The organism is Cellulosimicrobium funkei, assembly GCF_900155925.1.
GTDB classification, from domain to species: domain Bacteria; phylum Actinomycetota; class Actinomycetes; order Actinomycetales; family Cellulomonadaceae; genus Cellulosimicrobium; species Cellulosimicrobium funkei.
In genome coordinates, this window is record NZ_FTMI01000002.1 from 441,974 (window position 1) to 463,153 (window position 21,180).

The 21,180-nt window shown below is 74.3% G+C and carries 19 protein-coding genes; 14 read left to right on the forward strand and 5 right to left on the reverse strand.

The window, feature by feature from the left end:
- Position 1: 1 nt before the first annotated feature.
- The gene (locus tag BXA05_RS06235) at positions 2–1,060 is read right to left on the reverse strand and encodes a LacI family DNA-binding transcriptional regulator (protein WP_076404334.1); all 1,059 of its coding nucleotides are present in this window, start codon (positions 1,058–1,060) and stop codon (positions 2–4) included.
- Between the two features lie 83 nt (positions 1,061–1,143).
- Between BXA05_RS06235 and BXA05_RS06240 the strand changes: the two genes are divergently transcribed.
- A complete protein-coding gene (locus BXA05_RS06240) occupies positions 1,144–2,136 on the forward strand; it encodes a ketose-bisphosphate aldolase (protein WP_076404335.1) in 993 nt (330 codons plus the stop codon).
- Between the two features lie 7 nt (positions 2,137–2,143).
- Here the strand turns inward: BXA05_RS06240 and BXA05_RS06245 are convergent, their stop codons facing one another.
- Positions 2,144–3,151 carry a LacI family DNA-binding transcriptional regulator gene (locus BXA05_RS06245; protein WP_076404336.1) on the reverse strand — a complete coding sequence of 336 codons (1,008 nt, stop codon included), beginning with the start codon at positions 3,149–3,151 and terminating at the stop codon, positions 2,144–2,146.
- 110 nt (positions 3,152–3,261) lie between these two features.
- Between BXA05_RS06245 and BXA05_RS06250 the strand changes: the two genes are divergently transcribed.
- The 5 genes from BXA05_RS06250 to BXA05_RS06270 all read left to right on the forward strand — a co-directional run bounded on the left by BXA05_RS06250 (position 3,262) and on the right by BXA05_RS06270 (position 8,425).
- Positions 3,262–3,924, forward strand: coding sequence for a GntR family transcriptional regulator (locus BXA05_RS06250; RefSeq protein ID WP_021483304.1), 663 nt, complete (start codon positions 3,262–3,264; stop codon positions 3,922–3,924).
- A gap of 164 nt (positions 3,925–4,088) precedes the next feature.
- Complete coding sequence (locus tag BXA05_RS06255) at positions 4,089–4,964, forward strand: dihydrodipicolinate synthase family protein (protein WP_076404337.1); 876 nt, start codon at positions 4,089–4,091, stop codon at positions 4,962–4,964.
- A gap of 127 nt (positions 4,965–5,091) precedes the next feature.
- A complete protein-coding gene (locus tag BXA05_RS06260; RefSeq protein WP_076404338.1) occupies positions 5,092–6,531 on the forward strand; it encodes an MFS transporter in 1,440 nt (479 codons plus the stop codon).
- Positions 6,528–7,652 (forward strand): sialidase family protein, encoded by a 1,125-nt coding sequence (locus tag BXA05_RS06265; RefSeq protein ID WP_076404339.1) that lies wholly within the window; start codon positions 6,528–6,530, stop codon positions 7,650–7,652. Before BXA05_RS06260 ends, BXA05_RS06265 begins: the two co-directional genes overlap by 4 nt.
- Positions 7,649–8,425, forward strand: coding sequence for a fumarylacetoacetate hydrolase family protein (locus BXA05_RS06270; RefSeq protein ID WP_076404340.1), 777 nt, complete (start codon positions 7,649–7,651; stop codon positions 8,423–8,425). Before BXA05_RS06265 ends, BXA05_RS06270 begins: the two co-directional genes overlap by 4 nt.
- A gap of 68 nt (positions 8,426–8,493) precedes the next feature.
- On the opposite strand, the gene BXA05_RS06275 is transcribed toward BXA05_RS06270, so the two are convergent.
- Positions 8,494–8,937, reverse strand: coding sequence for a YchJ family protein (locus tag BXA05_RS06275; RefSeq protein WP_076404341.1), 444 nt, complete (start codon positions 8,935–8,937; stop codon positions 8,494–8,496).
- A 135-nt stretch (positions 8,938–9,072) separates the two neighbouring features.
- Positions 9,073–10,881, reverse strand: coding sequence for a carbohydrate-binding protein (locus BXA05_RS06280; protein WP_076404342.1), 1,809 nt, complete (start codon positions 10,879–10,881; stop codon positions 9,073–9,075).
- A gap of 204 nt (positions 10,882–11,085) precedes the next feature.
- Between BXA05_RS06280 and BXA05_RS06285 the strand changes: the two genes are divergently transcribed.
- On the forward strand, positions 11,086–11,727 hold the full coding sequence (locus BXA05_RS06285; RefSeq protein WP_170963142.1) for a DUF305 domain-containing protein: 642 nt from the start codon (positions 11,086–11,088) through the stop codon (positions 11,725–11,727).
- A gap of 84 nt (positions 11,728–11,811) precedes the next feature.
- Here BXA05_RS06285 and BXA05_RS20655 read toward each other — a convergent pair whose 3' ends face one another.
- Positions 11,812–12,792 carry a glycoside hydrolase family 19 protein gene (locus BXA05_RS20655; RefSeq protein ID WP_083711558.1) on the reverse strand — a complete coding sequence of 327 codons (981 nt, stop codon included), beginning with the start codon at positions 12,790–12,792 and terminating at the stop codon, positions 11,812–11,814.
- A gap of 356 nt (positions 12,793–13,148) precedes the next feature.
- Between BXA05_RS20655 and BXA05_RS06295 the strand changes: the two genes are divergently transcribed.
- The 7 genes from BXA05_RS06295 to BXA05_RS06325 all read left to right on the forward strand — a co-directional run bounded on the left by BXA05_RS06295 (position 13,149) and on the right by BXA05_RS06325 (position 21,143).
- Positions 13,149–14,180 (forward strand): LacI family DNA-binding transcriptional regulator, encoded by a 1,032-nt coding sequence (locus BXA05_RS06295; RefSeq protein ID WP_021481797.1) that lies wholly within the window; start codon positions 13,149–13,151, stop codon positions 14,178–14,180.
- Positions 14,177–15,136, forward strand: a complete 960-nt coding sequence (locus BXA05_RS06300) for a carbohydrate ABC transporter permease (RefSeq protein WP_244550396.1) — start codon at positions 14,177–14,179, stop codon at positions 15,134–15,136. Before BXA05_RS06295 ends, BXA05_RS06300 begins: the two co-directional genes overlap by 4 nt.
- Before the next feature lie 3 nt (positions 15,137–15,139).
- Positions 15,140–15,967, forward strand: a complete 828-nt coding sequence (locus BXA05_RS06305) for a carbohydrate ABC transporter permease (protein ID WP_021481799.1) — start codon at positions 15,140–15,142, stop codon at positions 15,965–15,967.
- Between the two features lie 70 nt (positions 15,968–16,037).
- Positions 16,038–17,327, forward strand: coding sequence for an ABC transporter substrate-binding protein (locus BXA05_RS06310; protein ID WP_043656842.1), 1,290 nt, complete (start codon positions 16,038–16,040; stop codon positions 17,325–17,327).
- A 158-nt stretch (positions 17,328–17,485) separates the two neighbouring features.
- Positions 17,486–18,691 (forward strand): ADP-ribosylglycohydrolase family protein, encoded by a 1,206-nt coding sequence (locus BXA05_RS06315; protein WP_076404343.1) that lies wholly within the window; start codon positions 17,486–17,488, stop codon positions 18,689–18,691.
- A complete protein-coding gene (locus BXA05_RS06320; protein WP_076404344.1) occupies positions 18,688–20,166 on the forward strand; it encodes an ADP-ribosylglycohydrolase family protein in 1,479 nt (492 codons plus the stop codon). Before BXA05_RS06315 ends, BXA05_RS06320 begins: the two co-directional genes overlap by 4 nt.
- Positions 20,163–21,143, forward strand: coding sequence for a ribokinase (locus BXA05_RS06325; RefSeq protein ID WP_076404345.1), 981 nt, complete (start codon positions 20,163–20,165; stop codon positions 21,141–21,143). Before BXA05_RS06320 ends, BXA05_RS06325 begins: the two co-directional genes overlap by 4 nt.
- The last annotated feature ends 37 nt before the right edge of the window (positions 21,144–21,180 follow it).

A 21,180-nucleotide genomic window follows, 5' to 3' on the forward strand; every position in this document is an offset into this window, starting at 1 on the left:
CCTAGCCGAGGACGTTGCGCGCCGGGTCGATCGGCACGCACCCGCAGGTCGTGCCGTAGGCGATGTCGTAGTCCATGTCGAGCAGGCGCGGCGGCAGCGACGGGTTGTTCATGCGCTCCGTGAGGAGCTGGACCGTCCGGGCGGCGAGCGTCGCCGCCGGCGCGACGGCGTTCGTGGGCACGAGGCCCGTCGTCCCGACGCCGGGCACGTTGTCGAACGTCGTCAGCACGACGTCGGACGGCACCTTGAGGCCGAGGCGCTGCGCCGCGGTGAGCACGCCCCAGAACATGAGGCTGTTGGTCGCCAGCACGCCGAACGGCGGCTCGAGCGTCCGGAAGAGCGAGTACGCCGCGGTCGCCGCCTCCTCCGACGTCGTGAGGCCGGCGAGGACGTGGTTCTCCGTCCCCGTCCGGCTGACGACGCGCTGGAACGCGGTGTGCCGGTTGCGCAGCGTCGAGACCGCGAGGTCGCCCGCGACCAGGCACACGCGCTGCACGCGGTGCTGCTCGATCATGTGCAGCGTGAGCTGCTCGGCCGCGTGCCGCGCGTCCGGCAGCACGTGGTCGACGAGGCCGCGCACGGACGGCACCGTGCGGTCGACGACGACGGTCGGCACCGACTGCGCGAACTCCACGAGGCCCGGGGCGCCGGTCGGGAAGATGACCATGCCGTCGACGTCGAGCCGACGGAACGCGGTGAGGATCGCCTCCTCGGTGTGCAGGTCGTCGTCCGAGTCCGCCGACAGCAGCGTGGGGCTCACGTTGGCGAGCCGCTCCTGGAGCGCGCGGCTGACGGCCGCGAAGTAGTCGTTGCGCACGTCCGGGAAGACCAGCCCGACCACGCCCGTGCGCCGCTTGCGGCCGCGCGGGCGCGACTCGCCCTCCAGCCCGAGCTCGGCGATCGCGTCCTCCACGAGACGCCGTGTCGCGGCCGCGACGTGCGGCTCGTCGTTGACGACGCGCGACACCGTCTTGATGGACACCCCCGCGCGCGCCGCGATGTCGGCGAGCCGCACGGACCGGCCACCCGCACCCGCGGTCCGGTCGTCGTCCTGCGTCACGTCGCCTCCGCCCGTCGCTCGCCCGCACCCGCCGCCGTCCGCCCGGGCGGCACGCTCCCGACGACACGACAGGAAGGTCAGCCATGACCCTCGTCACGAACCGTACCCTGCTCGACGCCGCCGCCCGGGGTGGCTACGGCGTCGGCGCCTTCAACGTCGCGGACCTCGCGATGGCGACGGCGGTGCTCGACGCCGCGCGCGCCACGGAGAGCCCCGTCATCGTCGAGACGCTGGCCGGGTCCCACCCGTACGCCTCGGACGCGCTGTGGTGGTCCGTCCTGCGCACGGCGATCGCGGCGTACCCCGACGTCCCGGTCGCGCTGCACCTCGACCACGGCCCCGACGAGGCGACGTGCGCGCGCGCCGTCGCGGCGGGGTTCACGAGCGTCATGATCGACGGCTCCCTCGGGCCCGACGGCCGCCCCGCCGCGTTCGAGGACAACGTCGCGGTGACGCGGCGCGTTGTCGAGCACGCGCACGCGCACGGCGTGTCCGTGGAGGGCGAGCTGGGGACGATCGGCGGCTCGAAGGACGGGCGCAGCCACGCGGAGATCGTCCTCGCGGACCCGGAGCAGGCCGAGGAGTTCGTGCGCCGCACCGGGGTGGACGCGCTCGCCGTGGCGATCGGGACCTCGCACGGCGCCTACAAGTTCACGAGCCCGCCGGACGGCTCCGTGCTCCACATGGACCTCGTCGAGCGCATCGCGCGGCGCGTGCCGGGGACGCACCTCGTCATGCACGGCTCGTCGGGGCTCCCGGCCGACCTCCGGGCGACGATCAACGCGCACGGCGGCGACCTGCCGGAGTCGTGGGGCGTCCCCGACGCCGAGAAGGCCCGGGCGGCGAGCCTCGGCGTGCGCAAGATCAACCAGGGCATGGACCACTACATGGCGTTCACGGCGGGCGTCCGCGTCGCGCTCGCCGCGTCGCCCGGCGACGTGGACCCCGCGGGCTACCTCGCGCTCGGCCGGGAGTGGGCGCAGCGGCTCGTCGAGGAGCGCATGGTGCTGTTCGGCCAGGCCGGCCGCGCGTCCGACGTGCTGCCCGCCGCCGCGGGCACCCCGGCGGCGGGCTGAGGCCGGCTCACGGCCCGGCGGGCGTCCCCTGGACGACGCGGCGCGCCGGGTCGTCGGCGCCGGCCAGCCGGTCGAGCAGGATCCGCGCGGCCGTCGTGCCGAGCGCCCGGGGGTCGAGCGGGACGAGCGCGACGTCGGACGTGCGCGACGTCGCGAAGGGCAGGTCGCCCACGATGCCGACCCCGACGGCCGGCCCCTCGTCGGCGCCGCGGGCCCGTGCGTCCGCGGCCGACGCCGCGGGTCGGCCGTGCGCCTCGGCGAGCGCCCGGAGCACGCCGACGCCGACCAGGTTGTTGGTGGCGAGGATCGCGTCGGGCGGGTCGGGCCGGGCGAGCAGGTCGACGGCCGCCCCGTGGCCGCCGTCGACGCGGAAGTTCGCGTGCACGAGCAGCCCGGCGGGGGAGAGCCCGGCCTCGGCGAGCGCCTCGCGCCACCCGTCCGCGCGCTCGACCGCCGTGCTCGTGCCGCGCGGCCCGGTGATGCACGCGACCCGGCGGAACCCGCGCTCGACGAGCTCCGCGGCGGCGCGGCGCCCGAGCGCGACGTTGTCGAACACGACCTGGTCCACGTCCTGGCGCACCCGGCGGTCGATGACGACGACGGCCCGACGGCGGGCGCGCAGGGCGGCGGTCTCGGGCGCGTCGGTGGCCGGGGCCAGGACGACCCCCGCCATGTTCTCGCGCTCGGCGACGGCGAGGTAGCGCTCCTCCTTCGACGGGTCGTCGTCGGTGTTGCACAGGACGACGGAGTACCCCGCCTGCTGCGCGACGTCCTCGACGCCGCGCGCGACCGCCGTGAAGAAGGGGTTCTCGACGTCGGGCAGGACGAGCGCGACGACGTCGCTCGACCGCCGGCGCAGGGACCGTGCCGTGCGGTCCGGGGCGTAGCCGAGGTCCTCGACCGCCGCGCGGACGGCGGCTGCGAGCTCCGGCCGGACGGTCTTGCCGTTGAGGACCCGGGAGACGGTGGCCGTGGACACGCCGGCGTGCCGGGCGACGTCGACGATGCGGGTCATGCCCGCGAGCGTAGCCGGGCGCCCGGGTCCCACCCGCGCGCCTGCGGCACAATGGTCCGGTCATGGGGCCGGTGGCCGGCCCCGTCGGGCGTGGGGACGAAGGGGCGAGGGTGTCGGTCGACACGGTGCGTGCGGGGTCGCTGGGGGATCGTCTCGCCCACGTCCTGAGGGTCGCGATCGTCCGGGGGGAGCTGGCGCCGGGGGAGCGGCTCGTCGAGGAGGGCGTGGCGCGGCAGTACGACGTGTCGCGCGGGCCCGTCCGCGACGCGCTGCGGGTCCTCGCGGCCGAGCACCTCGTCGAGTCCGAGCGCCGCGGGTACGTCGTGCGCGGCGTGGGCGCCGCCGACGTCGACGAGCTGTACGACGTGCGCAGCGCCCTGGAGGCGGTCGCCGTGCGCGCGGCGGCGGAGCACGCCGACGAGGTCGACTGGTCCGCGAGCGAGGCGGCTCTCGCCGGCATGCGGGAGGCGGCGGACGCCGGCGACTGGTACACGTACGCCGCCCACGACCTCGCGTTCCACTCCACGCTGTACGCCGCCGTGCCGAACCGCCGCCTGCGCACGCTGTGGGAGCAGATCGAGCCCACGTTCGCGGTCATGCTCCAGGAGACGAACAAGCAGGACGTCGACCTGCACCCGTCGTGCGCGGACCACGAGCGGCTGCTCGACGCGATCCGGACGCCGCGCCTCGACGAGGCGCTGGCCTACCTCGACGAGCACCTCGCCGGCTCACGCCGTCGCATGAAGGACGCGCTGCAGCAGCCGCGCCGCTGAGCCCCCTCCCGCACGCCCCGGTCTGCCTCGGCAGGCCGGGGCGTCGTCGTGGCGCAGGAACGTCTTCCCGTTGACGGTTGACTGTTAACAGTAAACGGTGCCATCCTGACGGCGGCGCGAAGCAGCGCCCGCGCAGCGACGCGAGAGACCGAAGGAGACGTGCCATGACCACGGCACCGGAGATCATCACCCCGCCCGTCACCACCTACGACGCGTCGGGCGCGCTCGACCTCGGGGCGCTGCGCGTGCTGCTCGCCCACGTGGAGCCGGAGGTCGACGGGGTGTTCGCCGTGGGCACGACGGGCGAGTTCCCGGCCCTCGACGCCGCCGAGCGCGCCGCGCTCGTGCGGACCGCGGCCGACGTGTTCGGCCCGGACCGGACGATCGCGCACGTCGGTGCCGCCTCCGTGCACGAGGCGCTCGACCACCTGCGCGCGGCCGAGGACGCCGGCGTCCGGCGCTTCGCCGCCATCACGCCCTACTACCTCACGGCGAGCGACGAGGGCGTCGTGCGCTACTACGCCAGCCTGCGGGCCGCGACGGACGGCGAGCTCTACGCCTACGTCTTCCCGGACGTCGCGTGCTCCGACGTCTCGCCCGAGCTGCTCGCCGTGCTCGCCGAGCTCGGTCTCGACGGCGTCAAGACGTCGGGCTCCGCCTCGGCCCGGGTCGACGCGTACCGGTCCGCGGTTCCGCGGCTCGCGCTCTGGTCGGGGAACGACGCCGACCTCCCGCACGTCGTCGCGGCCGGTGGGCGCGGGACCGTGTCCGGCGTCTCCGGGGTCGCGCCGCGCGCGTTCGCGGACCTGCGGGCGGCGCTCGCCGCGGACGACGCGGCCGCCGTCGTGCGGGCGCAGGCGGTCGTCCAGCGGCTCGTCGCCGCGCTCGGGCCCAGCATCGCCCGCCTCAAGTACGGCCTCGACGTCCAGGGGCTGCCCGGCGGGACGACGCGCATGCCGGTCGACCCGCCGTCCGACGCCGTGAAGGCGGAGATCCGCGCGGCCCTCGCCGCCGCCGGGCACGACCTCGCGGCCGCCTGACCCCCGCTCCGAACCGCTCGACCCGTGGCACCCCGGACGGGTGCCGCGGGAGGGGCCCGGGCCCTCGCCGCTGAGACCCGGAGCCCCCACACTGAGATCAGCGGAACCCCGCACCGAAGGAACAACGATGTCCGTCACCGCACCCGCGGCCCCGCTCACGAGCAGGCGGTACGCCTGGAAGGTCACGCTCTCGAGCTTCGTCGGCAACACGCTCGAGTACTACGACTTCCTCGTCTACGGCACCGCCGCCGCGATCGTCTTCCCCGCCGTCTTCTTCCCGTCCGAGAGCTCGTTCGTCGCCACGCTGTCGTCCCTCGGCACGTTCGCCGTCGGGTTCCTGGCCCGCCCGCTGGGCGGCATGTTCTTCGGCCGCCGCGGCGACAAGCAGGGGCGCAAGTCCACGCTCGTCCTCACGCTCGCGATCATGGGGACCGGGACCCTGCTCATCGGCTTCCTCCCGTCCTACGACTCGATCGGTATCCTCGCGCCGGCCCTGCTCGTCGTGCTCCGGCTCGTCCAGGGCTTCGCCGTCGGCGGCGAGTGGGGCGGGTCGATGATCATCGTGCTCGAGTCCACGAACCCGCGGCACCGCGGCTTCTACACGTCGTGGCCGAACACCGGCGGCTTCTCCGCGCAGATCCTCATCACCCTCGTGTTCGCCTGGGTGTACACGCTCGACGACGCCCAGCTCCAGTCGTGGGGCTGGCGCGTGCCGTTCTGGCTCTCCGCCGTCGTGCTCGTCGTCGGCCTGTGGATGCGCCGCTCGCTCGAGGAGACGCCGGTCTTCACCGACGCCGTCGCCGGCCTCGAGAAGGAGGGCCGCAACCGCTCGCTCACCGTCGAGAACCTCGAGGCCAGCCAGGCCGCCATCCGCGAGCGCCAGGAGCGCGAGGTCGCCGCGGCCGCCGAGCCCGCTCCGCAGACGCCCACCCGCGGGCCGCTCGCGAGCGTCTTCCTCGAGGACTGGCGCAACCTGCTGCGCATCGTCGGGCTGCGCTTCGCCGAGGCCCTGCCGTACTTCCTGCTCACGGTCTTCGTGCTCAGCTACGGCCCGCAGCACCTCGGCATCGAGAAGGAGAGCCTCAACACCGCGATCCTCATCATGGCGGTCCTCGCGTTCCCGGCCCACGGGATCTTCTCCTGGATCTCCGACAAGATCGGTCGCCGGCCGGTCTACTTCTTCGGGGCCCTCGTCGTGTTCGTCATGGCCTTCCCGTTCTTCGGGCTGCTCAACACGGGCAGCTTCGTGCTCATCGTGCTCGGGTACGTGCTCATGCTGAACCTCGGGCACAACGCCATCAACTCGATCCAGCCGGCGTTCTTCGCCGAGCTCTTCCCGGCGGACCGCCGCTACTCCGGCGCGGCCACCGGGCGCGAGATCGCGTCGATCGTCGCGGGCGGCCTCACGCCGTTCATCGCGACGGCTCTCGCGGGCGAGGACGGGTCGCGCTGGCAGCTCGTCGCGCTGTACGTCATGGTCGGCGCGCTCATCACGATGCTCACCGTGTGGAAGACGCCGGAGACCTTCCGGCGCGACCTCAACGTCGTCGGCGAGACCGTCCGGTGACGACGCCCGTGGAGCGCCTGCTCGTGTCGGGCGACGGCGAGGCGTGGGCCCAGTGCCACGCGTCCACCGTCGCCCGCACGGGCGGGCGCACGCTCGTGGCATGGTTCGCCGGCACCCGGGAGGGCACGCCGGACAACGCGATCTGGCTCGTCGCCGAGGAGGACGGCCTCTGGGGGGAGCCCCAGGTCGTGCTCGGCGAGGACGACGGCGTCGCGTGGTGGAACCCCGTGCTCGCCGTCGCGCCCGACGGCCGGCTCTGGCTCTTCGCCCACCGGGGCGAGCGGATCTCGCGCTGGGTGACCTGGTACCGCACGTCCACGGACCACGGCCGCACCTGGACGGCGCCGCGCGAGCTCGTGCCCGGGGACGCGAGCGGCGGTCGGGGCCCGGTGAAGAACCCGCCCGTCGTCACGCCGCACGGCGCGTGGCTCGCCCCGTCCTCGGTCGAGAGCGGGGGAGCGGACCCCGTCTGGGGCGCGCGCTTCGACCGCTCGGAGGACGCCGGGGCGAGCTGGGCGCTCGCGGACGTCCCGCTCGACCGTTCGCGGCTGCGCGGGGCGGGGATCATCCAGCCGGCGCTCTGGTCGGGGCGGTCGGGTCTCGTCGCCGTCTGCCGGTCGAGCGAGGGCCTCGTCTACCGGACGACGTCCGCCGACGACGGCCGCACGTGGACGGCCGCCGCACCCACGCGGCTGCCCAACAACAACTCGGGCCTCACGGCCGTCCGCCTGCCGAGCGGGCGCGTCGCCCTCGTGCACAACCCGGTCGGCGAGGAGTGGGGCGCGCGGTGCCCGCTGAGCGTCTCGGTCTCGGACGACGACGGGCTGACCTGGCACCGGGTGCTGGACCTCGAGGACGGGACCCGGGCGCCCGCCACGCTCCCGGGCGTCCCCGTGCCCGCGCTGCGGGAGGCCGGCCCGCCCAGCGGGTTCGCCGCCGGCGACACGGGGATCGTCACGGACGGACGCGGCGAGTACTCCTACCCGTCGGGGACGACCGACGGCGCGACGCTGCTCGTCGCCTACACCTGGCAGCGCCGGGGCATCGTCCTCGCGCGCGTGCCGCTGCGGCTCGTGGACCGGCCGGTCGCCGCCGCGACCGACCGGGCCGGGTCGTCGTGAGGATCGCGCGGCTCCGCACCGCGCACGGCCCGCGGGCCGCCGTGCTCGACGGCGACGCCTGGGACGTGCTCGTCGCGGACGTCCCCGAGCCCGCGACGGGTCGCGACGGCCGCCCGGCCCTGCCCGCGTCGAGCGGCGTGCGGGTCCGCGCCGACGACCCCGGCCTCGACGGCGCCCTGCTCGCGCCGTGCCGTCCGCGCGTGGTGGTCGGCATGGCCCACAACAGCGGGCCCGAGGGTCGGGCGCTGCCCCCGCAGGCGTTCCTCAAGTCGGCGCGCACGGTCGTCGGGCCGGGGGCCGTCGTCCGGCACGACCGCGCGCTGGGGCGCCTGGTGGCGGAGGCGGAGGCGGCGGTCGTCGTGGGGCGGCCGTGCCGCGACCTGCGGCCCGACGACGTCCCCGGCGCGATCCTCGGCTGCACCGTCGCCGACGACCTCACGGCCGACGACCAGGTGCCGCTCGACGCGATGATGACGCGCGCGAAGAACGGCACCGGGTTCACGCCGCTCGGCCCGTGGATCGACACCGCCGCCACGCTCGACGACGCCGCGCTCGTCGTCGCGGTGGACGGGGTGGAGCGGGCGCGGTCGACCACCGCGGGGCTCTCGTACGACGTCGTCGACCAGCTCGTGTTCCTCACGCGCCACCTCGAGCTCGGCCCGGGCGACGTCGTGCTCACGGGCGCGCACCGGTCCGCCGTGCCCGTCGAGGGCGGGGTGGAGGTCGCGCTCGAGGTCGGCGGCGTCGGCACGCTGCGCCACCGCGTCGCCTGAGCGACCACGTCGTCGGAGTCACGCGTCGCCCGAGCCCACCGGGCGCCGGTGGGCCGACGCGGCGGGTCCTAGCCCTGCACCGCGCCGTCGACGTAGGACCAGCGGTCGCCCTCCCGGACGAACCGGCTCACCTCGTGGAGCCGCCCGCGGTCGGCCGGGTCGGTGCGCGAGCGGTGGTGCGCGACGAACTCCACGACCCCGGTCGTGTCGAACGGGCCGCCCGCCTCCGTGCGCACGACGTCGAGGCGGCGCCACTCGACGTCGTCGTCGAGCTCGAGGTCGGCGGGCCGGGCGGCGGCGTGCCACGTCGCGAGCAGGTAGTCGGCGTCGCCGACGGCGAAAGCGCTGTAGCGCGAGCGCATGAGCGCCTCGGCCGTCGGTGCGTGCGGGCCCGGGGCGGTGCCGTCCGGGCCGGGCCGCAGCCCCGCGTGGTACCGGCCGCAGCACGACCCGTAGGTGTCGCCGGAGAGGCAGGGGCAGCGCGCGCCGTCGTCGAGCGGGTTCCCGGTCATGCGGCCGCATCCTACGGGTGGGTGTGCGGGCACGGCCCCCCGCACGACGGCGCCCGCCCACCGGGGTGGACGGGCGTCGTCGGGCTGTGCGTCACCCGGGCGCCACGCTCGGGCGCGGCGCCCGGGCGGGGCGCGTCAGTCCTGCGGGTCCCAGGGGCCCCAGCGGTCGCCGGGCGCCTGGTTCCGCGTCCACCACTTCGCGGTGTACGTCGTGCCCTCGTACGTCACGCTGTCGCCCTTGACGTAGACGCGGCTCGGCTTCCACGCGCCGACCCCGGCGGAGTCGACCCCGGCGATCTCCTCCCACGGGCCCCACGCGTCGGCACCGGGCACCTGGCCCTTCGTCCACCACTGCGCGCGCCACACGGCGCCCCCGAAGGTGACCGTGGTGCCGCCCGCGTAGGCGGTGCCCTTCGACCAGGCCGGCGGCTCGGTGTACGTCGGCTGGGCCTGCGGGTTGAACTCGTCCGTCACGACCGACTTCGCGGCGTTCGTCACCGGGTCGTCGAGCAGCAGGACGTCGAGGCCCTGCTGGATATCGTTCGAGATGATCGCGCCGTTGTACCAGTAGGCCGACCACGAGCCGCCGAGGATCAGCCGCTCCGCGGACAGCGGGCCGCGGTCGAACCACGCGATCTCGACGGGGTTCGCCGAGTCCGTGAAGTCCCACACCGAGATGCCGCCCTGGTACCAGGCCTGGACCATGATGTCGCGGCCCGGGACGGGGATGAGCGAGCCGTTGTGCGCGACGCAGTTCTCCGTCGCGGCCTGCTCGCGCTCGATCTTGTAGTAGCTCTTGAACACGAGCTCGCCACCCACGATGTCGTAGATGGCGTCCGCGCCCTTCTCCGGCCCGACGGTCGGGTTGCACGTCGGCGCCCCGCCGCCGCCCAGCTCGTCCGTGAAGACGACCTTGGTGCCGGCGTTGTTGAACGTCGCCGAGTGCCAGAACGCGAAGTTCGTCGTGTCCCGGACGACCTCGGTCACCACCGGGTGCGCGCGGTCGGAGATGTCGAGGAGGATGCCGTCGCCCATGCACGCGCCCGCCGCGAGGTCCTTCGACGGGTAGGTCGTGATGTCGTGGCAGCCCGACGTCGTGCTCGAGCCGTTGCCGCCCGGGTTGCCGCCGTCGGGGAAGAGGACGGGCGTCGAGACGAGCTCCGCCGCGGCGGGGTCGTCGAGCGGGATCTGCACGACCGAGATGAGGTCGTGCGGGGGCTGGCAGTCGGGAAACGCCGCGTTCGGGCTGTACGACGAGACGTAGACGAACAGCTCGTCGCCGTCCTGGGACGGCGCGAGGGAGTGCGTGTGGGAGCCGCACTGCGTCTCGACGGACGCCACGTACTCGGGCGCCGTCGGCTCGGAGATGTCGAAGACCTTGATGCCCTCCCACGAGTCCTTGATCGCGGCGCTCTGGGCGACGTTCTCGCACGAGTCGTTGCTGCGCGAGGAGTCGGTGCTGAGGACGAGCAGGTCGCCGTAGACGGAGATGTCGTTCTGGGACCCGGGGCAGACGACCTGGGCGACCTGCTGCGGGGCGGTCGGGTTCGCGACGTCGTACACGGTGAAGCCGCCGTAGTTCCCGGCGAACGCGTACCGGCCCTGGAACGCGAGGTCGGTGCTGTACTGCCCCTCGGGCGCGAAGCCGCCGTTCTTCGGGATGTTGGCGACGTGCGTGAGGTTGGGGCTGCCCGCCGTCTCCCCGGGCGCCAGGACGTCGGTGGCCTGGGCGAGGGGGGCGAGGCGCTGTGCGGGGAGGTCTGCGAGCGAGGCGGCGGCCTGGTCGGTGAGCGCCGCCACCGCCTCGGGGGAGCCGTCGGACGGCTCCGCGGCGGCGGTCGTGGCGACCGCGAGGGTCGAGACGGCGAGGGTCGCCGCCAGGGACGAGGCGAGCAGGACCCGGCTCCGGTGCCGGTGCGTCTGCCGGTGCGTTCTTCGATGCACGAGGGAAACACCTCCTTGGTAGGGTGCTGCAAATTCTGGCGGGCAAATGTGATCTGGACCACTCAAACCGGGCGGTTCGCGACGATCTTTTACACGGAGGGAACAGCGCGGGTGCAGATTTTTCCCAGCCGTAACACAGCGTGGCGCACCGCCGCGCGTGCCCTGACCTGCGGCGTCACCGCGACCGGCCTGGCGCTCGGTGCCGTGCTCGGCCTGGCCGCGTGCACGCCCGACCCGCAGCCGACGTCGACGCCGTCGAGCGTCGTCGTGCAGCCCGGGCGACCGGGCGAGGGTGCGACGACCGTCGCCCCCGAGGACTACGCGGGCGCGCCCGACGAGGGCTCGTGGAACCAGGCCGACGCCGCGTTCGTCACCGGCATGATCGAGCACCACCTCCAGGCCCTCGAGATCGCCGCGCTCGCGCCCGACCGCGCCGGGTCCGACGCCGTCCGGTCGTTCGCGGAGCGCGTCACCGCCGCGCAGGGGCCCGAGGTGCACGCGCTCGCGTCGTGGCTCCAGGCGCGCGACCTCGCCGTGCCCGAGGGCGCGCAGGACGCGGGCGGGACGGGCCCGCGCGCGCCCGACGGCGCGGGGCACGACCACGGCGCCGGGGCCGCCGGGATGCTCTCCGACGAGCAGCTCGCGGCGCTCGAGGCCGCGAGCGGCCCGGAGTTCGACCGCCTCTTCCTCGAGGGGATGATCCAGCACCACGAGGGCGCGCTCGCGATGGTCGACGTCGTGCTCGTCGAGGGGGAGGACCTCTTCGCGAACGAGATGGCCGCCGAGACGGCGGCCGGCCAGGGCGGCGAGATCGACCGCATGCGGGACCTCCTCGCGCAGCTCTGACCCGTCCGTCCCGGCACGGGGCACCACGCACGACGGCGGCCCGCCCCGGGGTGGGGCGGGCCGCCGTCGTGCGTGCGGGACGGGTCAGCAGGAGAGGTTGTTGCCCGTCGTCGTGCCGAGGATCTGGGCGAACCGCTGGAACGCGGCGATGCGCGACTGCACCTGCGCAGGGTTCCCGCCGTTGCACTCCATCGTGCCGTTGATCGAGCGGATGGACTCGCCGAAGCCGGCGCCCGACACGATCGCCTGGTGCCCGGACATCGAGCCCGCGCCCGACTGCGTGTTCCAGAACCACAGGCCGGTCTTCCACGCGACCGCGGAGTTCTGCTCGACGAGGTACGGGTTGTTGAGCAGGTCGATGCCGAGCGCGTCGCCCGCGGCCTTGTAGTTGTAGTTCCAGCTCAGCTGGATCGGGCCCTTGCCGTAGTAGGCGGACTGGCCCGCCGGGCAGCCGTACGGCTTCGAGGCGTCGCAGTAGTGCGGGTAGTTCGCGGTGTTGATCTCCTTGACGTACACGAGGCCGCCGGTCTCGTGGTTGACGTTGGCGAGGAACGCCGCGGCCTCGCGCTTGGCGACCTCGGTGCCGCCCGTCGTCGCGAAGCCCGGGTAGGCGGACAGCGCGTCGACGAGGCCCTGGTACGTGTAGAACGGGTTCCGGTTGGGGAACATCTGGTTGAACTGCGCCTCGGAGACGACGAACCCGGTCGGGTTGCCGGGGTTCCCCGGGTTGCCGGGGTTCGTGCTGCCGCCGCAGGCGCCCTGGCTGCGCCAGACGCCCCACTCGCCGGTGGTGCCGGGCGTGTCGCCCTGGGTCCACCAGCCGGCCTTCCAGTTCTGGCCGCCGTGGGAGACGACGGCGCCGCCCGTGTACACGGCGCTCGCGCTCCAGGGGGCCGCGCACGTCGCGGCGTGCGCCTGCTGCGCCGGGCCCGCGACGGACCACGAGAGCGCTCCCGCGAGCGCGAGGACGAGGCTGAGGAGCAGGGCGAGAGGCCGGGAGATCGGCCGGGCGGCGGCCGTCGTGGGCGCCGCGGGGGAGGACGACGCCGGGGCTCGCGTGTGCATCGGTGCACCTTTCGTCGGTGGTCGGGTCGCTTCGAGCCTGACCGGGGCCCCGCGTCGTGGACAACCCCCTTACGCGGAACCCCGTACCCGTGGGAGCCCGAGGTAGAGCCCTGGTCTGCCGAGGTAGAGCCGAGGTCGGGACCACGGCTCTACCTCGGCGGACCGGGGCTCTACCTCGCGGGACCAGAGCTCTACCTCGCGGTGGGGGACGAGCGTCCCGAGGGCGGCGGGGTTGACGTCCGGGCGGGGCGGGTGCAAGAGTGTCCGCCAACCCGGAAACGTTTCCAGGGCTGTCGAGGTCGGCAGTCTGGAAACGTTTCCAGAACGACGGTCCTTCGACGACGAGGTGGACGACAGTGACGTCATCACGCGCCACGCTGATCCAGGTGGCACAGCGGGCCGGGGTCTCCCTGGCCTCGACCTCCCGTGCGCTGCACGGGACGGGCGCGAGCCCCGCGATGGTCGAGCGCGTGCGCGCCGCGGCCACCGAGCTGGGGTACAGCCCGGACGCCATCGGGCGCTCGCTGCGCCTCAAGAAGACGTTCCAGGTGGCGTTCGCCGTCGCGGACATCGGCAACCCCGTCTACGTCGAGATGATGACGGCGATCCACGAGGTGCTCGCGCCGCACGGCTACCGCGTCGTCGTCATGACGACGGGGGACACCACGCGGTCCACCGTCGAGCTCGTGCGCAGCCTGTCGAGCGGCTTCGTCGACGCCATGATCCTCAGCCCGCTGCGCACCGACGACGAGCTCGTCGAGGAGATCCGCGAGGCGCCGGTGCCCGTCGTCGTCATCGGCCGCACGCTCGCGGACCGCGGCATCGACTCGGTGTCCACGGACTCGGCGGGTGGGATCGGCGAGGCGGTGCGGCACCTGCTCGGCCTCGGCCGCCGCCGGATCGCGTTCCTCAACGGTCCCCTCGACACGACGCCCGGTGAGGCGCGCCAGCGAGGCTTCGACGCCGCGACGCGCGCCGCCGACTTCGACGCCGAGCGGGTCGAGGTCGCGCCCGCCCTCGACTTCACCGTCGCCGCGGGCCTCGCGACGACGCGCGCGCTGCTCGACGCCACGGACGACGACGCCCGCCCGGACGCGATCGTCGCGGCCAACGACCTCCTCGCCATCGGCGCCATCCGGGCCGTGCGCGAGCGGGGGCTCTCGGTCCCCGAGGACGTCGCGGTGACCGGCATGGACGACACGGAGATCGGCCGCGTGTTCCAGCCCTCCCTGACGAGCGTCTCGCTCGGCTCGACGGAGCGTGGACGCGTCGCCGCGCAGCTCGTCGTGGACCTCGTCGACGGCGACGCGGAGCCCGGTCGGCACACCGCCGTCGGGCCGCGGCTCGTCGTGCGCGAGTCGACCGCCCCCGGGGGTGGTTCCCGGTGAGCGCACCGACCCTCGCGGGCGACCCCCGTCGCGCCGCCCTGCGCCCCGACCGCGGCCCGGTGCGCCGGACCGGCGGCATGGCCCGCGCCAAGCGGCGCGAGGCGATCGTGCTCGTCATGCCGTCGCTCCTGCCGATCCTCGTGCTCAGCGTCGCGCCGCTCGTCATGGGCGTCGCGCTCGCGTTCACCGACGCGCGGCTCGTGCGCCAGCCGGACTACCAGTTCGTCGGCGTCGACAACTTCGTGCGCCTCGCGGACAACTCGTTCTTCTGGGACTCGTTCCGCATCGGCATGATCTGGGCCGTCTCGGTGACCCTGCTCCAGCTCGTCGCGGCGATGGGCCTCGCGCTCCTGCTCAACTCGGGCCTCCGGCTCCAGGGCCTGACGCGCGTGCTCGCACTCATCCCGTGGGCCATGCCGCCGGTCGTCGTGGCGATCATGTGGCAGATGATCTACTCGCCCAACGCGGGGCCGCTCAACGCGTTCCTCGGCGCCCTGGGCCTGCCGGACGACATCAACTGGCTCGCGGACTTCTCGACCGCCCTGCCCGCGGTGATCGTCGTCGGGGTGTGGGTCGGCATGCCGCAGACCACCGTGACGCTGCTCGCCGGGCTCCAGCAGATCCCGGACGAGCTCCACGAGGCCGCGGCCATGGACGGCGCGGGCGCGTGGCGCCGCTTCACCGCGGTGACGCTCCCGAGCCTGCGCCCGATCATCACCTCGATCACCTCGCTGAACTTCATCTGGAACTTCAACTCGTTCTCGTTGGTCTACGTGCTCACCGAGGGCGGGCCGGGCGGCCGGACCATGCTCCCGATGCTCTTCACGTACCTCGAGGCGTTCAAGAACCGCAACATCGGCTACGCCGCCGCGATGGGCGTCGTGCTCGTCGTCGTGGTCGTCCTCCTGCTCGCGATCTACCTGCGGTCGCAGTTCCGCTCCGAGAAGGAGAGCTGACCCGTGCGCGCACTCGTCCGCCCCGCCCAGTACGCGGCCCTGGGGTTCTACATCCTGTTCCTCGGCTTCCCGCTGCTCTGGCTGATCTCGGCCTCGCTCAAGTCCTCGGGCGAGCTCAACTCGCTCACCGTGAGCCTCATCCCGCAGGACTGGCACTGGGAGAACTACTCCCAGGCGCTGGCCCGGCAGGGCCTCGTCCGCTCGGCCTGGAACAGCGCGATCGTCGCGGTCGTGTCCACGCTGCTCGTCATCGTCATCGCGCTGCCGGCGTCGTACGTGCTCGCCCGGCTGCGGGGCAAGATCCGCGCGGCGGGCGTCGGCTGGATCCTCGTGAGCCAGGTGTTCCCGGTGATCCTCATCATCCTGCCGCTGTTCCTCATCCTGCGGACCATCGGGCTCACGGACTCGCTCGTCGGCCTCACGCTCGTCCACACCACGTACACGCTGCCGTTCGCGCTGTGGATGATGCAGGGCTACGTCAGCGCGATCCCCGTGGACCTCGAGGAGGCGGGCTCCATGGACGGCGCGAGCCGGCTCACGGTCCTGCGCACCATCGTCTTCCCGCTGCTCATGCCCGGGATCGTCGCGACCGCGATGTTCAGCTTCGTGTCCTCGTGGAACGAGTTCTTCTTCGCGCTCGTGCTGCTCCAGTCGCCCGAGAACTACACGCTGCCCATCACGCTGAAGATGTTCATCGGCGGCGAGGGCAAGGTGGCGCTCGGCCCCCTCGCCGCAGGCTCCGTGCTCGCGGCCATCCCCAGCATCGTCTTCTTCTCGATCATGCAGAAGAAGCTCACCGGCGGCCTGCTCTCGGGCGCGGTGAAGGGCTGACCGTGACCCCTCCGCGCCCGGTCCCGCCCCCAGGCTCTCTCGACCCCACCCCCACCCGAAAGGTAGAACCATGAAGACTCGTGGTGCGTCCATCGCCGCATGCCTCACGATCACGACCCTGCTCGTCGCGTCCTGCTCCAGCGGGGGCGGCAGCGGGGACGACGGCGCCGACGGCGGCACGGTGACGCTGAAGTTCCAGTCGCTGTCCGACCAGCCCGCCGCGATCGAGGCGACCGAGAAGATCGTCGCCGACTGGAACGAGGCGAACCCCGACGTCCAGGTCGAGATCGTGCCCGCCGGCTGGGACGGCATCTACGACAAGCTCATCACCCAGTTCAACGGCGGCGCCGCGCCGGACATCATCCACTACGAGGCCGCGAGCATCGTGCCGTTCGCGGTCGACGGGTACCTCGCGGACCTCTCGGAGTACATGTCCGACGAGCGCCGGGACGACATCCCCGAGGGCATCCTCGACGCCGTGACGGTCGACGACCAGGTCATCGCGTACCCGACCGAGCTGCAGTCCTACATGGTCTTCGCCAACAAGACGATGCTCGACGCGGCCGGCGTCGAGATCCCCACGGGCGAGACGATGACCTGGGACGAGCTGCGGCAGATCGCGCAGGCCACGACGAAGGACGGCGCGTACGGGCTCGGGTGGGGGCTCGCGAGCCCGACGGCCGCGTTCATGGCGATGGCCCCCGGCTTCGGCGGCGAGTACTTCGAGGGCACCGGCGCGGACGCGAGCATCACCATCGGCGAGGGCGAGATGGCCCTGCCGGAGCTCGTGGACACGATGGCGCACACCGACGGCACGGTGCTGCCGGTGACCCTCACGCAGTCCGGGTCGGAGACGCTCGCGTCGTTCTACGCGGGGCAGGTCGCGATGACGATCCAGGGCTCGTTCCAGGCCGCGAACATCGCGAACGACGCGCCCGAGGGCTTCGACTGGGTCGTGCTGCCCCCGCTCGAGGGCCCCGACGGCGCCGAGCAGGCCGCGAACCCGCAGACGCTCTCGGTGAACATCGACTCCGAGCACGTCGAGGAGTCCGCGGAGTTCATCGAGTTCTTCACGCAGACGGAGAACCTCGCCGCGCTCAACGAGGCGGACGCGCTCATCCCCGCGACGACGTCGGCCCAGGAGGCCATGGCGGAGTCGCTCGGCGACGAGAACGGCTGGTCGACGATCCTCTCCTCCGGCCAGTACCTCACCTCGGCGCCGTACCTGTTCGTCGACGCGTACGCGCAGTGGAAGGACACCGTCGCGACGCCCGCGTACCAGAAGTTCCTCGCCCAGGAGATCGACGCCGACCAGCTCGCGACCGAGCTCGAGTCGGGCTGGGCAGAGATCACCAAGTAGCACTCTCGGTCGCTCGCCGCGGCACCGCGTCACGGGTCGCGGCGAGCACCGAGCAGCAGCGGCCGGGCGGCCGCGCACGCGACCGCCCGGCCGGGAACCGCGACCCGCACGGGTCGCACCGGCGCGAGGCGCCGAGACGGATCGACAGGGAGTGGATCGTGACCTGGCTGGACGACCGAGCGGTGGCAGTGATCACCGGAGCGGCGGTGGGGGACGCGCTGGGAGGCGCCACGGAGGGCTGGACGCCCGAGCAGATCGAGGAGCGCCACGGCGGCCGCGTGACGGGGATCGTGGAGCCCTGGTACCCGAACTGGCAGGACGCGCGTCCGATCGCGCCCTACCACAAGGGTGACGGGCACATCACGGACGACACCCTCATGACGCGCGCGCTCGTGGAGGTGTACGCGAAGCGCCGCGAGCACCTCGACGCGTACGCGATGGCCGAGGACCTCGTGCCCCTCATGATCGGCGAGCCGCGCTGGATCCCCGAGCTCGAGTCCACGGCCCTGCTGCTCCAGCGCGTGTTCCTCGCGGAGAAGTGGATCGTCGCGCGCCTGCACTACGGGCACGTCGACCCGCGCGAGGCCGGGGTGGGGAACGTCGTCAACTGCGGCGCCGCGATGTACGTCGCGCCCGTCGGGCTCGCGAACGCGGGCGACCCGCGCGGCGCGTACGCCGAGGCGATCGACCTCACCGGCGCGCACCAGTCGAGCTACGGCCGCGAGGCCGCGGGCGTGTTCGCGGCCATGGTCGCCGCGTCCGTCGCGCCGGGGGCCACGGTCGACGACGTCGTGCACGCCGCGCTCGACGTCGCGCACGACGGCACGGCCGCCGCGCTCCAGGCCGTCGTCGAGGCGTTCGACGGCTGGACGACGGCGCCCACCACGGACGAGGAGGAGCGCGCCCTCGCGCGGCTGGTCCGCGAGACGGTCGCGCCGTTCGACTCCGTCGGGCCCGCGTACCGGCAGATGTCGATGGACGCGCGGCGCCCGTCGCGCACCAAGTCCATCGAGGAGCTGCCCGCGGCGCTCGGCTTCGTGCTCGGGCACCGTGGCGACTTCCGCGGCGCGGTCCTCGGCGCCGTGAACTACGGGCGCGACGCCGACTCGATCGCCGTCATGGCCGGCGCGGTGTGCGCGGGCCTCGGCGGGACCGCCGTCGTGCCGGACGAGTGGCTGGACGCGATCGAGGAGGCGAGCCGCATGGACGTCCGGGAGACCGGGCGGCTCATGGCGTCCGCCGCGCAGGACATCCTGCGGGCCGACCGCGAGCGCGCGACCGCCCGCCTGCGCGCGCTCGCCGAGCTCGGCAACGCGCCCGTCGACGGCGCGGCCCTCGCCGCGCGGGCGGGTGACCCGGCGTGAGACTGACCTGGGCCCAGCCCGAGGACCTGCTCGCGCACGAGCTCGTCCAGGCCGCGGCGGAGGGCAAGGACCCCGCGGCGCTCGCGGACGTGCGCGAGCGCTGGGCCGCCGCGGGCGGGGACCCCGTCCCCGCGGTGAGCGGGGCCGGTCCCGTCCCCGCGACCCCGGAGCTGCGCGCGCTCGCGCGCGACCTGCTCGTGGAGCTCGACGCGCTGCCCGCGGCGCCCGCGCCGCACGAGCCCGACGACTGGGACGCGATCCTCGCCACGCTCCCGGCGGCGCCCGGCCTGCCCACCCGCCCGGGCGCCGTCGGGTCCTCCGTCGGCACGGGGACCGGCGCCGCCGACGCCGCGTACGCGGACCGCGTGCTCGGCGCGTGGACCGGGCGCGCGGCGGGCTGCCTGCTCGGCAAGCCCGTGGAGAAGATCCCGCGCGCCGGGATCGAGGAGATCCTGCGCGCCACGGGCCGGTGGCCGCTGGACCGCTGGTTCACCGCCGTCGGGCTGCCCGACGACGTCGCCGCGCGCTGGCCGTGGAACCGGCGCAGCGCCCCGACGTCGCTCGAGGAGAACATCGACGGGATGCCCGAGGACGACGACCTCAACTACCCGATCCTCGCGCTCGCCCTGCTGGAGCGGCACGGTCGCGGCTTCACGACGGACGACGTCGCGCAGCTCTGGCTCGACGCGCTGCCCGCGGGCCGCGTGTTCACGGCCGAGCGCGCCGCGTACCGCAACATCCTCGACGCGCGGCCGGTGCCGGAGACGGCGACGCACCACAACCCGTTCCGGGAGTGGATCGGCGCGCTCATCCGCACGGACGTTCTCGGCTGGGTCTCGCCCGGCGACGTGCGCGAGGCCGCGCGCCTCGCGTGGACGGACGCGCGCCTGAGCCACACGCGCAACGGCGTGTACGGGGCGATGTGGGCGGCCGCGCTCGCGTCGGCGGCGATGGTCTGCGAGACGGTGGACGAGGTGCTCGACGCGGCGGACGCCGTCGTGCCGCCGGGCAGCCGCCTGGCCGCGGCGATCCGGCTCGGGCGGGACGCGGGCCGCGACGGCGACGCGTCCGAGGCGGGCGTGCGCGCCGGGCTCGACACGATCCACGCGGCGTACGGCGACCTGCACTGGGTGCACGTGCTCAACAACGCCGCGGTGATCGCCTACGCGCTCACCGCGGGGCGCGGCGCGGACGGCCGCGGCGACTTCGGCGCGAGCGTCGCGATCGCCGTCACCGCGGGCTGGGACACCGACTCCGCGGGGGCGACGGTCGGCGGCGTGGTGGGTGCGCTGCAGGGCGTCGAGGGCATCGGCCAGCGGTGGACGCGCCCGCTCGACGGCCACATCGCGACCTCGCTGCCCGGCGGCGAGCAGAGGATCGTGGACCTCGCGGCGCGGACGGTCGCGCTCGCGACGGTCCCGGTCGTGGTGGCCGGGGGAGCCGTGCAGGGTCCCACGGAGGAGGCACAGGCATGAGCACGACGGCGGACGGGGAGCAGGGCGCCACGGTCCCGGGCGGGTCGGGACGGGTCGTGGTGGTCGGGTCGGCGAACGTCGACCTCGTCGTCGACGTGCCGCGGCACCCCGGCGGCGGCGAGACCATCCTCGGCGGCGAGCTGCGGCGCAACCCCGGCGGCAAGGGCGCGAACCAGGCGGTCGGCGCGGCGCGCGCGGGCGGTGCCGGCACGACGTTCGTCGGCGCCCTCGGGCACGACGACGCGGCCGACCTGCTGCTCGCGTCGCTCGACCGCGGCGGGGTGCGGACCGACCTCGTCGAGCGCGTGGACGCCGCGACGGGCACCGCGCTCATCACCGTCTCGCCCGACGGCGAGAACGCGATCGTCGTGGCGCCCGGCGCGAACTCGCACGTGACGGTCGGCGCGGCGCAGGCCGAGCGGATCGCCGCCGCGGACGTCGTGCTCGCGCAGCTCGAGATCCCGCTCGACGTCGTCCGTGCCGCCGCCGCGGCGCGCCGACCGGGCGCGCTGCTGGTCCTCAACGCGGCGCCGTCGCGCGACCTGCCCGACGACGTCTGGGCCGCGCTCGACGTGCTCGTCGTCAACGAGCACGAGGCGGCGGACCTGACGGGCGCTACCGGCGACGCCGAACCGAGCGCGCTCGCGGGGCTGCTGCTGGAGCGCGTGCCGGCCGTCGTCGTGACGCTCGGCGGAGAGGGCAGCCTCGTCGCGGAGCGCCGCCCGGCCGGGCCCCTGCTCACGACCGTCCCCGCGATCGCCGTCGAGGCGGTCGACACCACCGGCGCGGGCGACACGTTCTGCGGCGTCCTCGCCGCGGCGCTCGCGCGCGGCGCGGACCTGCCCGACGCCGCGCGGCTCGCCGCCGCCGCGGGCGCGCTCGCCGTGACCCGGCCCGGCGCGCAGGACGCCGTGCCCGACGCGGCGGACGTCGTCGCGCTCGCCGAGCGCGCCGCGAACCCCGACCGACCGACCTGAGCCCGTCCGCAGCACGTCCGAGCGCGGGCCCGGCCCG

Coding starts and splice junctions, on each gene's coding strand:
- BXA05_RS06240 (WP_076404335.1), top strand. CDS start 1,144: ATGACCCTCGTCACGAACCGTACCCTGCTCGACGCCGCCGCCCGGGGT.
- BXA05_RS06245 (WP_076404336.1), bottom strand. CDS start 3,151: ATGACCCGCATCGTCGACGTCGCCCGGCACGCCGGCGTGTCCACGGCC.
- BXA05_RS06255 (WP_076404337.1), top strand. CDS start 4,089: ATGACCACGGCACCGGAGATCATCACCCCGCCCGTCACCACCTACGAC.
- BXA05_RS06260 (WP_076404338.1), top strand. CDS start 5,092: ATGTCCGTCACCGCACCCGCGGCCCCGCTCACGAGCAGGCGGTACGCC.
- BXA05_RS06275 (WP_076404341.1), bottom strand. CDS start 8,937: ATGACCGGGAACCCGCTCGACGACGGCGCGCGCTGCCCCTGCCTCTCC.
- BXA05_RS20655 (WP_083711558.1), bottom strand. CDS start 12,792: ATGCACACGCGAGCCCCGGCGTCGTCCTCCCCCGCGGCGCCCACGACG.
- BXA05_RS06310 (WP_043656842.1), top strand. CDS start 16,038: ATGAAGACTCGTGGTGCGTCCATCGCCGCATGCCTCACGATCACGACC.
- BXA05_RS06325 (WP_076404345.1), top strand. CDS start 20,163: ATGAGCACGACGGCGGACGGGGAGCAGGGCGCCACGGTCCCGGGCGGG.